The following is a 13,384-nucleotide window of genomic DNA, read 5'->3' as shown; positions in this document are numbered from 1 at the left end:
CTAAGTCCCTGCATGTCATTCGTTGACGAAATCTGCGCAATCCGCCGCAAGCGCCACCCAGGTAGTAGTTTTGCTTTATGTGCCTTGATTTTCGGGATGCGTCCTGCAACTTGAAGGCCTTGGCCGCAGATAATCGAGATGATGAGGTGGGGACCTGACAAGGAAGAAGAGAACGACATAGCAAAGCGGCCCCGTCCAATTCGGAGGGCCGCTTTGCTGGTAGGGGAACTCACCAGATGAATCGGGGCTATCATGAAAGATAAGCCGACTCCGCATTGCCGAAGGCGATGAGGCCGGTCGCTTGGTGATGCTGATCCCTTATCGAAGGGAATCCTGAATCCGCCCTAGGTGGGAGGAGAGCTTCTCGAAAGAATCCGTGGAGATGCAGTGCTCCATGCGGCATACCTCTTTGGAGGCAACTTCCGCATTCACCCCGGCGTTGGCGAGCAGACGCTCGAAGAAGCGGTGTTTAGATAGCGTCTCCTCGGCAAGGTGCTTTCCAGCTGCGGTCAAGCGAACGTCGTGATCGACCACCTCGACAAGGCCCTTACGAGCCAGGTTGCCGAGCGCCTTGGTGACGCTCGCCTTCGAGAAGCCCAGGCGCTCGGCGATGTCCACGTTGCGGCACGACCCGCGCAGGCGGCGGATCACGAGGATGGCCTCGAGGTAGTCTTCGGACGACTTGGTTGTCGCCCTGCTCCGTGAGCCGCGGCTCGCATCGGCTTCATCCCTCATTCAAATCATCCTCTCGTTCGCCTAGTCCCTGCAGGCGACACGGCTTCGCGAACAGTCCGCCGCACGAGCCGACCCCGCATCGGCGAAGACGATGGGGCCGGCCGATTGGCGATGCCGATCCCTCATCGAAGAGAATCCTCGATCCGCTCCAGGCAGGAGGAGGGGTTCTCGAAAGAATCCGTAGATGCACTGCTCCATGCGGCACGCCTCTTCTGCCATCCGGGAAGGGACGTGGAATCGGCTTCCGCTACGTCGAGTGAAGACAACTAGCGAACGCACCCCATGAACCTAAGGACGCTTTTGCTGGATCCGGGCGCCCGCAGGTCGACCTTCTCGCAGCCGTCTCGCCCCACCATCAGAGCCGAAGTGCAGACCTTGAACAGGAACTCAAGGTCATGGGTGATGACGGCCACGGGACGGCCTTTGGCAAGCTCCTCGATGAGCCCGGCAATCCTCGCCATGTGCATGAAGTCGAGTCCCGATGTCGGCTCATCCAGAACGACAATCTCCTTGCTGCTCAGAAAGGCGCAAGCCAGCGCCAAACGCTGCTTCTGGCCTCCTGATAGGTTTTGCGGATGCTCGGTCCTCTTGTCCCATAGGTCGATGGCCTTGACGATACGCGCCACCTCGTTGAGACGGTTGTCGTCGATGCTTTTCTGGTCGGTCAGGATTTCGTTTTCCACCGTGTCGAAGAACAATTGGTAATCGACGTCTTGCATCATGTAGTACGATCGGCGAAGCCTCTGCCGAGGCCGAACTCCCCACGAGAAGGCCTGTCGACCGCCCGCAAGGCCGCACATCGCCCGGGCGAGCGTGCTCTTTCCGACTCCGTTTGCCCCAAGGACGCCCATAACCTCGCCCTCTCGCAAAGAGAGCGTCAAGGGCCCGATCAGGGCTCGCCCGCCTGCGGAGACCGAAACGCCTTTCATTGAAGCGACCTCCGCCCCGAGCTGACGGTGGTTTTCCGGGTTCAGGCCGTGTAGATCGAGCGCGCGAAGTCCATAGCGCGCGCAATCCTCCGCGCGAAGCCGACCCGCTGCGAACGAATCGACGATTTGGCCGCCCGCCATGACGTGGAGCCTGTCGTAGAGATCCGCCAGAAAGTAAAGCCTGTGCTCGGCGATGACGACGGTCTTGCCGAGGGCCTTCAAATCGGCGAGGATTCGGCGAAAGTCCTCTATCCCTTCGTGGTCGAGGCTGGCGGACGGCTCGTCGAAGAAAATCACCTGGGTGTCGTAGACGAGCGTCGAGGCTATGGCGACGCGCTGCTTCTCTCCTCCCGAGAGGCCTATGAGGTCCTTGCCCGCCAGATGCGCGATTTTCATGCTCTCGAAAGCCGACTCGACCCTTTCGATCAGCTCCTCGCGAGGCATGCCCAGATTCTCGCCGACGAGGGCCACCTCGTCGGCCGCCTTGCGGGTGAAGAACTGATCGGTCGGATTCTGGAACACGTTGCCGATCGTGCGGGCGAGCTCGCCGGAGGAGAACTCTCCCAGGCTTTTCCCGAGAAGCTCGATTCTCCCATCGAGCTCGCCTTCGTACTGATCGGGAATCAAACCGTTCATGGCGCGCAGGAGAGTGGTCTTCCCGCACCCGGAGTTGCCGGTGAGTACGACGAGCTCGCCGCGCTCCACCGAAAACCGCACGTTCTTCAATGCCGCGAGATCTTCTCCCTTGTATGAGAAAGACCGAATGTCGACGTCAATCACATCCATACCGCGACCCCCAAAAGAACGACTCCGACGCCCAAGGCGGCTCCGTCAAGCAGACCGAAGGAGAGACTTCGGTAGCTCGTCTTTTCGCAATTCGCTTCGATTCCTTTCGAAATCACGGAGGAGACGAGCGTCTCGCTCACGTGCAGGCACTTGTACACAAGGGGAACGAAGTAGAGCTCGAAGGCGTGCACGGGACGAAGCGGGCTCGGGCGCAGCCCGCGAACCCGCATCCCGCGCTTTATCTCCTTCACGCGATCGCCCATCTCGTCGAGGAAGCGCAACCCTATGACTGCGCCGACTGCGGCTCTGTTCGGAACGTGCAGCTTGCGCATGCTCGCCAGAAGCTTCGAGGAGCTCGTCATCATGAGGGCGCAACCGATGTTGACGACGGGGAAGACCCTCACCACCAAAACCGCCACGCCCAGGAAGATGCTCGTGACATAGCCGATGTCGACATGCAGGATCAGCTGCACGACCCCGCATGCCACCGCAAAGAGCGCGAGCTGCCTCAAGAAGGACGCCGGCGAGACGTCCAAAAGGACGAGAAACGACAGCGCCAGAACGAGGGCATATACCAGCTGATTGGCGAGAAACGCTTGGATGAGCGCCAGAAGCGTCAGCGCGAAGAGCGTCAGCGGGTGCAGATGCCCCTCGCGCCCGCTGTCGAGCAGACCCGTTCGCCCCATCAACCCAGCCTGCTTTCCTTCGCGCCCTTTTCGAAGAACTTGTCGTTGATGAACATTCCGAAACGCCCGGCCAGAAGCTCGGTCACAATATTGATCAGCACGCAGATGACCATCATATCGACCGTGTACATCGCCACCATCTGCTGCGCCTGTTCAAGCGAGATGCTCTCGACGAAAGTCGCCAGCCCATCGGATCCCAGAACGAGCACGAACACTATCATGTGCATCGAGTAGATGAACATCGATGCCGAAAACGACAGCCACACCCTCTTCTTGTTTCCGTAGTCGCCGGCGATGATCTCTGCGACGATGCCCGCGATCAGGCACAGGGGCGTCGCGACGGCGAAGCCCATGATCGCGTAGAGCACGCCGTAGATCAACCAGAAGCAGAAGGCCGTCCCCCGTTTTTGCACCTTGCGCGCCATGATGGTGTAAACGGGACCGACGAAGAAGGCCGCGAATCCCGCCGAGACGTACATGGAAAGCGCGCCGAACATGCCTGTTATCATGCCGACGCCCATCCCGAGGGCGAATCCGATCACTCCCAGTACCGCTATTGTCGCGATGTCCTTCAGTTTCATGTGAGCCTCCTTTTGCTCTGTTTGCTAGACCAATTGCCACTGGGAGCTCGCGTTGCGCTTGTCCCAGAAGTCTTTGTATTCTCCTTCGAGGGCGATCAGCTCGTTGTGCGTCCCTGTCTCCGCAACCTTGCCCGAGCTATCCATGACCACGATCTTGTCCGCCATGCGCACGGTTTCGAGCTTGTGCGCGACCACGATGAGCGTGGAGCGCCGTTTGAGCGTCTCTATTGAGCGAACGACGTTCTTCTCGTTTTCCGCATCGAGAGCCGACGTCGCCTCGTCCAGGAGCACGATGGGGGCTTGCTTGAGAAGCGCGCGGGCTATGGAAACGCGCTGCCGCTCGCCGCCGGAAAGCGAGCGACCCCCTTCGCCGCACAGCGTCTCCCAGCCCTCAGGAAGGCGCTCGACGACCTCCGTCACCCCGGCAAGGTCAGCGACCGCGCGAAGCTGCTCCTCCGAAGCATCCGGGTTCGCCATAAGGACGTTGTTTCGCAGCGTGTCGTTAAAGAGATAGACGTCCTGGAAAACGAAAGACACCCGAGCGAAAAGATCCTCTGTCGTCATATCGCGGACGTCTACGCCGCCGATCCTGACCGCTCCGTCGTCGACGTCGTAAAAACGCGCGATTAGCTTGAGCATGGTCGTCTTGCCGCAGCCAGACGGGCCCACGATGGCGACCATGCTGCCTTCCGGAACGTCGAGATCGACTCCACGAAGGATTGGCTTCTCCTTCACGTAGGAAAAGCGAACCTCTCCCATCCGGACGCTTGCGTCGGTCGGACAAGCTTTCGACGCGTCCACAACCGGCAGCTCGGCCGCTTCGACGACCTCGTCCATGCCGTCGAGCATTGCCCGACGGTCCTCCATCCCGAATAGGGCTGAGGCGATCTCGTTGAGGAGCGTGGTGAACCTTAGTGCGACGCCGATCATGACCACTGTTTCAAGCGCCCCGATGCTTCCGCTTGCACCCAAGTAGCTCACCGCGATGATCATGCTCACAACGAGCATCTGCACGCTCGCCCCGGAAAGGATTTCGCCGAGGGCGCTCCACCACAGGCCGCGGACCGACCGCTTTCTGCCTTCTACGAAACTATCCTCAAGCTCCGCATAGTCGGCACCCGCACGGCAGGCGCGCAGGGCTCCCTGGCATCGTGCGAACTCGACTATCCTCGCGGCGATGTCCCGCTCGGCGGAATCCTCTAACCCGTTTCCTTTTCCGACGCATGCCTGTGAAACGCGCAGAAGAAGGAAAAGGATTGGGATGGAAAGCGTCAGCATGATTCCAATTTGCCAGCTCCAAAGCCACACGGCAGCACAGAACACGATTGCGGCGGCAGCGTTTTTTATAAGCTGGCCAACATAAAGAGCAGCGGCCTGTCCGGTCGAGATCATTTCCTGCGTAACCATGCGCGAAAGCCTTCCGGCACTATCCGCCTTAAACCAGCCAAGTGGCAAACGCGACACCTTGTTCCCGATGACCACCTGCATATTGCGCATGAAGCCTAACCCCGCTGCATAGCTGAGCTTGGTACCGAAGAACGAGGCTGTTGAGCCGACGACTGTCACCGCCGCAAGCGCGACTGCCCAGCCCCAAAACGTCAAGCCCCATTGGGGGTCGCCGGACTGGAGAGCCATGGTCGCCGGCATCATGATGGCGAGACCGATGCCGCACATCACGCCGGAAAGGGCGTAGAGCAAAGTTCCCAAACGGTGCTGGCGCCTATCACCCTCGTCCATATAACGACGAAGTCTCGGTAAGAAGCGTTTGGAATTACTCATCTGCATCGCCCTCTTCTTCACTGCCGCAGAGGCCTCCTTGCTTGAGAAGCGCCTGATAATGCTCGTTGTCTTGAATCTCCGCATGCGTTCCAAGGGCGACGATCTTACCTTCTTCCAACACGGCAATTTGATCGGCGCCTAGGATTGCGTTGAGCCGGTGGGCGATGGCCAGAACCGTTCGGCCTTCGACCAAGGAACTTAGTGCTTTCTGGATCTCGAGCTCCGAATCTGGGTCGGCAAAAGCGGTGGCCTCATCCATGATGAGGATCGGCGTGTCGGCTAAAAGGGCACGCGCTATACTCACGCGCTGGCTCTCGCCGCCTGAGAGCGAGCAGTCCGTTCCCAAAACGCTGTCGTATCCCTTGGGCAGCGACATGATGAAATCGTCGATCTGCGCCGTACGGGCAGCCTCCCGAATCTCCTCCAGGGAAGCCTCCGGCTTAGCTAAAGAAATGTTTCTTCCGATGGAGGCGTTGATCAGCATCGGGTCCTGGAGCACGAACGAAACCGTGTTGTAGAGGTCACGGGAGGAGATGTCTCTCAGATCGACGCCGCCGAGACGGATGGAGCCGCTTTCCGGGTCGTCGAAGCGTGCAATGAGTGTGGCGAGCGTCGATTTACCCGAGCCTGACGGGCCGATGAGCGCCGTCGTGGTACCGGGATTAAGGACAAGACTGACACCGCGCAAGGCCTGGGTATCGCCGTAGGAGTACGATACGTCGTTCACCTCAACGACGACCCCGTCGGGCTTCTTTGGGGTTTTCGGCTCGGGAATCGACGGCGTGTCCAGAATCTCGCACAGCCTGACTGCGGCAGCGCCGGCCATCTGGTACGACCACGTGCTGTTGGCGACAGCGCTGATGGCGGTCGGAAGCACGATGGCTATCAGCGCGCACGCGAGAACCTGGGGGAGGCTGGCCAACCCTGCCCCCATGACAAGCGCGCCGCCGCAGAGGTTGATCAGCAGCAGCAAGGGGGAGGAGATGAGCTCGCCGGCAATCGAGCAAAGCCCGATGAGCGGGGCGCACCAGTCCCAGTACGACTGCGAGAATGCCGATGCGGCGTCCGCGTAATTACGATGCGCCTCTCCTGTTTTTCCGAACGCTTTGACCACCTTGATGCCGGACACGAGCTCGACCATCGTCGAGGACACTTGTGCAAGGTGCCCGTTCATCTCGGCGGTTTTCGGTCCCATATCCTTCATAGAGAGCGCCTGCAGCAGGAAATAGAAGGGGATCGTGGCGATGCCGATGAGCGCCAAGCGCCAATTGATCCAGAACATGAAAGCCAGAAGAACCATCGGCTGCAAAACGCCGTTAAGACGGTCGACCGGTCCGTGTGCGATGACGGTGTGGACCGTCTTCGTGTCATCCTGCACAGCGCTTCTGACCTTGCCGGATTCCGTAGCGCTAAACCAAGCAAGAGGCGCGCGGCTCAACCGCTCAACGATACCCTTGCGAATGACGTAGCGCAGTTTCATATCGGCAAAATGCGTGATGATGAGCGCAAGAGCGCGAAAGAACAGCTGCGAGAGGAACGCCATGACGAGGAGGAGGGCAATTTCGTGCACCTTGGAGGCATCGGCCTGCGCGAGCGGGCCTTCCCCCGCCAGAAATAGGTCTCCCAGCCATACCAAAGCCAAATACGGGGCAAAGGATAAAAGCGCCGAGAGCACCGTGAACGCCTGCGCCAGCATGACGCGTCCCTTGACGGGGCAAGACAGGCGCCTGATAGCCTCCCGCCCCGCTTCATCCCGTTGCCGGTCTTGTTCGCTTGTCTCTGCCATGGGCACCACCTCAAGTATAGTTTCGGTTAATAATGACTTAGTTATCTTTGACGCAAAAAAAGAAAGAGCCGTCAAAGCGTGCGATATTTCTCCCAGCCCGCATTGAAGAACGTTGAAATGACCTCGGTCGTCGCGTTGAGCTCCTCGACGCTCTTCGCGTGGATGATATTCTCGGAAAGGGCGCTGTAGAACGCGTGGTTGACGATGTGGAGAGACTCTTTCGAGATGACGGTTCGAGCCTTCTCTGCGCCGTGGATCAGCTCGAGAACGCGGAGGGTGGTCCTGTCCTCCTCGTCGACGAGCCAGTCAAGGAAGTGCTCGTAGGGGGTGCCGTAGGAGCGGAACACAAGGAGCTCGTAGATGTCGCGATGGGAGTACAGCATCGCCGTGGTCGCGAGCGTCCCCGCCGCCTTGGCCTCGAGCGCGGCGCGCACCTGCTCCGGGGTCACGGGCTTCCCTTCGTCGTACCCGGCGAAACCTCGCTTCTCGCCTTGGGCGTAAGCTTTGCGAATCATGCTCGCCAGCGGCTCGACCAGCTCCGAGAAGAGCGCCTCCTTGTCTTTGAAATGCTTGTAGAACGCCCCGGTGGTCACGCCGGCAGCCTTGCAGATCCTGCGCAGGTTCGCCTTCTCGAACCCCTCTTCCAGAAACGCCGCAAGGCCGCTCTTCAAGATGCGCTCGTGCGTCTCCTGGTAGTTGCCGTTGCTCACTGCAGTCACCTCCCTCCAATAATAACTTAGCTATCTTTCGTGTTGGGAATTCTGCCACCAAAGTTAGTCACTGTCAACTCTTATGCTCATGATATCTCAGTAGAAGCGGCCTTGGCTTGATAGACGGAGGAGCCTCGATGAACCGCCTAGTTAATTTGGGCGGGAACTATCTCTACTCGAATCGAAGCGGGGCGTCCTGAAAGGTTCTGTCTGACTACAATCACGTCGCGTGCCGTTTGCTCCACTCGAGGAGCTCGTCCCTGAACGCGAAGCGCCCCCTCTTTCTGCCCATCATCCTCCTCAGTGGCAGGGGGTCGTCCTCGAGGAGGCTCCATTCGTAGACCGCGTTCCTGCTCACACGTAAGAGTATCGCTATCTCCGCCACCGAGTACGTGTCCTGTATCGGCACGGGGATCTTGACGTACGGGCATCCTGCTGATTCGACTGCCATGCGTCTGCTCCTTCCGGAGCGGCAGACGCTGCACCTCGGCGTCGCGGGGCTTGGCGGCGATGGCGCGATGCTCGTTGCCATCGCCGCCGCTCGATATCGTCCCCTCGCTCAGCGAGGAGTTGCCTAGTGGGCGGTATCCGAAACTGAGCCAGTCGCCCAGTCTGGCCTGCAAGCCGCCCTCCGTTTACCCGCCATCGCCCTCGTCTCGTCGGCTCCCGAGATAGGCCGCGAAACGTCTGTAGGAGTCCTCTGACAGGCAGTGCTCCATGCGGCAGGCCTCCGCCGAGGCGGTCTCGGCGTCCACGCCTGACTCGACGAGCAGCCGCTCGAAGAAGCGGTGCTTGTCGAGGGTGGCCTCGGCGAGGCGCCCGCCCTCCTCGGTCAGCCGCACGTCGCGGCCGACCACCTCGGCGAGGCCCCTGCGCGCCAGGTTGCCGAGCGCCTTGGTGACGCTCGGCTTGGCGACGCCCATGCGCTCGGCGATGTCCACGTTGCGGCACGACCCGCGCAGGCGGCGGATCACGAGGATGGCCTCGAGGTAGTCCTCGGAGGATTCTCGCCCGCCCATCCGCTCATCTGCCCGTCGGGACATCGGCGGCATCGCCCCTGTCGGCGGGAACGGTCCACGACGAGCTTTCCTGCTGGAGCCTCCACAGCCTCGCGTACAGCCCGTCCTCGGCGAGCAGCGTCTTGTGGTTCCCCTCCTCCGCCACGCGCCCGCTGTCTAGGACGACGATCTTGTCCGCATTGGCGACGGTCCTCAGTCGATGGGCGATGACGATCACCGTTTTGCCTGCGCACAGGGTTCCGACCGCTCTCTGGATAAGCGTCTCGTTCTCGGGGTCGAGCGAGGCGGTCGCCTCGTCGAGGAGCACCACGGGCGCGTCTTTCAGGAGAGCCCTCGCAATGGAGAGGCGTTGGCGCTCCCCGCCCGAGAGGGAGGCGCCGTTCTCGCCCAGCACCGTGTCGAACCCCTGGGGAAGCCTCTCGATGAACTCCAGGCAGTGCGCCGCCCTTGCAGCCTCGGCCACCTCTTCGTCGGAGGCGCCTTCGCGGCCGATGCGAATATTGTTCGCAACCGTGTCGTCGAAAAGGACCACGTCCTGGAAGACTATGGAGACGTGCGCGAGCCACGATTCCTCGGAGAACTCGGCGATGTCCTTTCCAGAGCAGAGGACCCTGCCGCTGTCGGGCTCCCAGAATTTGGCCGCCAGCTGGGCGCAGGTCGACTTGCCCGAGCCGCTCGGCCCGACGAGCGCGGTGACTTCCCCCTCGCGCGCGACGAAGCTTACGCCGTGGAGCACCTCTTCGTCGCCGTACCCGAACCGGACGCCCTGGAAGGACAGGTCGTGGCCGGGCACATCCGCCGAGGCGGACCCCCTCGCTTCGGGCTCGTCCATGACCGCCTTGATGCGGGCGGTCTTCGTCGAGAGGTTGAGAAGGTTGGGCAGCTGCGAGACGAGGGCGAGGATGGGCCCGTAGACGCGGGAGACGATGAGCAAGAACATGAGCAGAACCATGAAGTCCACGCCGCCGGAGGCGAGAAGCACCGCCCCGACGCAGGCGGTCAAACCGACTCCCGAGCGGAGGATGGCGCTCGCGAGGGAGACGGAGACGTCGACGGCGAGCTCGACCCGCATCGTCACCCTCTTGAGCTCGAGCATCGCCTGCTCCATGGCGGCGGAGTCCTTGCCCACCGCCCTGCAGGCCCTCATGTCCTTGATGCCCTCGAGGTAGTCCTGCACGCACGCCAGCGCATCCAGGCGGACGCGGTTCTGCCTTTCGAAAAGGCGCGACTGATGACGGCGGCTCAAGGCGATGACCCCTGCCGAAAGCGGAAGCGTGACCATAACGCAGCAGGCGAGCCGCCAGTCGAAGAATGCCAGCATCGCGCAGATGACCACGGTCGACACGATTCCGGCGATGAGCTGCGGGAGCGTCGACGAGAGCATGGACTCCTGCGCCGTCACGTCCCCCATGATGCGGTCGGCCACGTCGGTCGTGTCCCGGCGGTTGAAGAAGCTCATGGGCAGCTTCCTCAGGTGGTCGGCGAGGCGCAGGCGGGTGCCTTCGGACTCGGTGTACGCGGCCACGTAGGTTTTCTTGTAGTCGTTTCTCGAAGCGACGAAGACCACCACCATCCCCGCAAGCCCCACGGCGAAGATCGACCAGAGCGCGGCGGCGTCGAACGGCTCGCCCGCAAGGGTCCCCACGAGAGCCGCGAACGCGGCGACCGTGCAGACGAAGGGGATCATGAGCGCCAGATCGCTCAAGGTGCAAGCAATGGCCGAGCGCTTGAGGCCGACGTAGCCCTCGTCGGAAAGGTTGAACGTCCTCTGAAGCCAAGGCGCCCTGCCGCTCGACGGCTTGCCGGGTTTCTCCGCAGGGTCGTACTCCTCGGCGGAGACGCCCTGCGTTGCATGCGGGGCGGTCGCTTCGGAGGATCGGGTGTCGTCGCGCGGGGCCGCTTCGATGCCCCATTCGACCGCTTCCGTGTACTGCCTCCACATCTTCGCGTACGTCCCCGATGCGGCGAGGAGCTCTTGATGGGTGCCTTCCTCGACTTTGCGCCCGCCGTCGAGCACGACTATCTTGTCGGCACCGACGACCGTGGAGAGCCTGTGGGCGACCATGATCACGGTCTTGCCGGCCATGAGCCTCTCGAACGCCTTCTGGATCAAATGCTCGTTCTCGGGATCGGAGAACGCGGTCGCCTCGTCCAGCACCACGATGGGCGCGTCCGAGATGATCGAGCGCGCGATGGCTATCCGCTGCTGTTCGCCGCCGGACAGGTGCACGCCTTCGGAGCCTATTACCGTGGCGTAGCCATGGGGAAGGCCGTTTATGAACGCGTCCGCCTGGGCGGCCTTCGCGGCCTCGACCACCTCGTCGTCGGTCGCCCCCGGCCTGCCGCGCCTGATGTTCTCCGCGACGCTCTCGCGAAAGAGGTGGGAATCCTGGAACACCAGGCTGAGGCTGCCCATCAGCTCATCCTGGCCCATCTCGCGGACGTCGACGCCGCCGACGAGAACCTGGCCCGAATCGACGTCCCAGAAGCGGGCGACGAGGTTCGCGAGGGTCGATTTGCCCGAGCCGCTCGGCCCGACGACCGCGCACACCGTGCCGGCGGGGATTTCCAGCGAGACGTTGCGCAACGCCGGCTCCGCGTCGTCTTCGTAGGAGAAAGTCACGTCCCGAAGGGACACCGAGGCGTCCTTCGGGGCTTTCGGCGCCTCGGGACAAGAGAGCTCTTCGATGCCGAGCACGGAGTCGATGCGGTCGATGTTTGCCTGGGCGAGCATCCCGTCCTCGCTCACGTAGAGGATCTTCGTGAACACGCTCGATATCGAATGCACGAACAGGAGGTAGAAGACGAGCGAGAGCACGAACGTCGGCCAGTCCTGCGCGCCCGGGGCGAGGAGTATGCCGACGGGCAGAACGAACAGGTACGCGTTGTTGAGGACCGCCGTGAAGCCCGGCATGGAGTTCCTGAAGAAGAGCGTGACGTCGAGGGAGAGGCCGGTGTAGTCCTTTATCGCGTCGGAGAGGCGCTTGAACGAGCGCGCCGTCTGGCCGAAAGCCTTCACGACGCGCATTCCGCGGACGTACTCCACGGAGGCGTTGCCCATCTGCTCCTTGACTTCCTGGTAGCGCCCCATGCTCGCCATGACGCGCTTGTCGGCATAGCCGGAGAACTGCACGACGCATGCGACGGCGACCGCCGCCAGCGTGGCGACGCCGAAGCGCCAGTCGAAGACGAAAAGCAGCGCCGCCAAAACGACGGGCGCGGCGGCGGTGGCCGCCAGGTCCGGGATGGAATGGCCGATGAACTGCTCGATCCCGCCGACGCTCTCGTCCATGACCTTCGAGATCCTACCCGTGCCGAGCCGCGCTATGTGCCCAAGAGGGATCCTCCCGAGATGGGCGGCGATATCGAGCTTCGTGCGGTACTGCGCGTCGAACGCCGCGGCGTGAGAGCACAGCAGCGCGGCAAGATAGCACCCCACGTCAACGACTATGCCTGCCACCGCCAAGCCCGCGTAGCCCGTCATCGCCGAAACGTCGACGGCGGCCAGGTTCGGATAGACCCCGACCGCATCCCTAATCATGAAGTAGATCGCCACGTATGGGACGAAGGACGCCGCCGCGGATAGGACCGCCAGCGCCATGGAGGCGAACACGAGGGGCTTTCTTCTCCCCGCGAACCGCAGGCAGCGGGAAAGGGCCCCCGGCTTCCTTCCTTTGCTTTCCTTGCTCATTGAATACCTCTTCTCTCATGTTGCTTTGAAAAAGGGCGCTAGGCGATTCCCGCGCGCTCGAGGTGCTTCTTGAACACCGCCCGTCCGACCAGCGAGCCGATGATGCCGCCCGCGAAGGTCACGACCGCGATGATCGCGAACGTCTCGGGAGTCACCGTGGACAGAAGGGCTTCCATGTAGGCCGGGTCGATGCTGTTGGACCCCATCAGCTCGCGGTAGTAGTCCTGGGAGGCGAACATGGGAACGAAAAGGCCCGCCGCCCAGCAGGTCTCGAAAAGCGCGTACCCCACGGCGACGCCTGCGAACCTCCCGTACCCGAGCGCTTTCCGCGCCAGCTCGGAGACGGCGCCGCCGACGGCGAGGCCGAGCGCCACGGGCCATCCCGACCCGATGACGAAGATGACCACGGCGAAGACGAGGGCCATGATCAGCGAGGTTCCTGCGCGCGGCACGCGCGCATGCATGTAGACCCAGACGATCCCGGCGGGTATCGCCGCGATGGCGCAGCAGCCGCAGTACGCCACGACGCTCATGGAGGTGATTCCCACGACGAGCATGCTCACCACCATGAACAGCAGAGAGAAGACGCCGAGGGCTATGAGGTCCCTGGAGCTGAGGCTGCCGCTTTCCTTCTGTTTTGCTTTTGCTGTCATTTCCAAATCCTTTCTTTCATAGGAATCCT

11 protein-coding genes are annotated in these 13,384 nt (G+C 62.0%); all 11 read right to left on the bottom strand.

The genetic code is table 11. The annotated features are described in order from the left end of the window. Window positions 1–318: 318 nt before the first annotated feature. Entirely contained in the window at window positions 319–735 is a 417-nt protein-coding gene (locus ELEN_RS07475; RefSeq protein ID WP_015760593.1) for a metal-dependent transcriptional regulator, read from the bottom strand. Window positions 736–1,001: 266 nt separating this feature from the next. Next, the gene (locus ELEN_RS07470) at window positions 1,002–2,450 is read right to left on the bottom strand and encodes an ABC transporter ATP-binding protein (protein ID WP_015760592.1); all 1,449 of its coding nucleotides are present in this window, start codon (window positions 2,448–2,450) and stop codon (window positions 1,002–1,004) included. Then, the gene (locus ELEN_RS07465; RefSeq protein ID WP_015760591.1) at window positions 2,441–3,136 is read right to left on the bottom strand and encodes an energy-coupling factor transporter transmembrane component T family protein; all 696 of its coding nucleotides are present in this window, start codon (window positions 3,134–3,136) and stop codon (window positions 2,441–2,443) included. The genes ELEN_RS07470 and ELEN_RS07465 overlap by 10 nt, the downstream gene beginning before the upstream one ends. Next, on the bottom strand, window positions 3,136–3,717 hold the full coding sequence (locus ELEN_RS07460; protein WP_013978977.1) for an MptD family putative ECF transporter S component: 582 nt from the start codon (window positions 3,715–3,717) through the stop codon (window positions 3,136–3,138). Before ELEN_RS07460 ends, ELEN_RS07465 begins: the two co-directional genes overlap by 1 nt. 24 nt (window positions 3,718–3,741) lie before the next feature. Continuing rightward, complete coding sequence (locus tag ELEN_RS07455; RefSeq protein ID WP_233861616.1) at window positions 3,742–5,517, bottom strand: ABC transporter ATP-binding protein; 1,776 nt, start codon at window positions 5,515–5,517, stop codon at window positions 3,742–3,744. Beyond that, on the bottom strand, window positions 5,489–7,192 hold the full coding sequence (locus ELEN_RS07450) for an ABC transporter ATP-binding protein (protein ID WP_211307112.1): 1,704 nt from the start codon (window positions 7,190–7,192) through the stop codon (window positions 5,489–5,491). The genes ELEN_RS07455 and ELEN_RS07450 overlap by 29 nt, the downstream gene beginning before the upstream one ends. 161 nt (window positions 7,193–7,353) lie before the next feature. Beyond that, complete coding sequence (locus ELEN_RS07445; protein ID WP_174262969.1) at window positions 7,354–8,001, bottom strand: TetR/AcrR family transcriptional regulator; 648 nt, start codon at window positions 7,999–8,001, stop codon at window positions 7,354–7,356. A 211-nt stretch (window positions 8,002–8,212) separates the two neighbouring features. Next, a complete protein-coding gene (locus tag ELEN_RS07440) occupies window positions 8,213–8,443 on the bottom strand; it encodes a hypothetical protein (RefSeq protein ID WP_013978981.1) in 231 nt (76 codons plus the stop codon). Window positions 8,444–8,627: 184 nt separating this feature from the next. Continuing rightward, on the bottom strand, window positions 8,628–9,011 hold the full coding sequence (locus ELEN_RS07435; protein WP_013978982.1) for a metal-dependent transcriptional regulator: 384 nt from the start codon (window positions 9,009–9,011) through the stop codon (window positions 8,628–8,630). Between the two features lie 4 nt (window positions 9,012–9,015). Beyond that, window positions 9,016–12,702 carry an ABC transporter ATP-binding protein gene (locus ELEN_RS07430; RefSeq protein WP_015760587.1) on the bottom strand — a complete coding sequence of 1,229 codons (3,687 nt, stop codon included), beginning with the start codon at window positions 12,700–12,702 and terminating at the stop codon, window positions 9,016–9,018. 38 nt (window positions 12,703–12,740) lie between these two features. Continuing rightward, window positions 12,741–13,355 carry an MptD family putative ECF transporter S component gene (locus ELEN_RS07425; protein WP_015760586.1) on the bottom strand — a complete coding sequence of 205 codons (615 nt, stop codon included), beginning with the start codon at window positions 13,353–13,355 and terminating at the stop codon, window positions 12,741–12,743. Window positions 13,356–13,384 lie beyond the last annotated feature (29 nt).

It is taken from the genome of Eggerthella lenta DSM 2243, assembly GCF_000024265.1.
Taxonomy (GTDB): domain Bacteria; phylum Actinomycetota; class Coriobacteriia; order Coriobacteriales; family Eggerthellaceae; genus Eggerthella; species Eggerthella lenta.
This window is presented reverse-complemented; position numbering and strand designations above follow the sequence as displayed.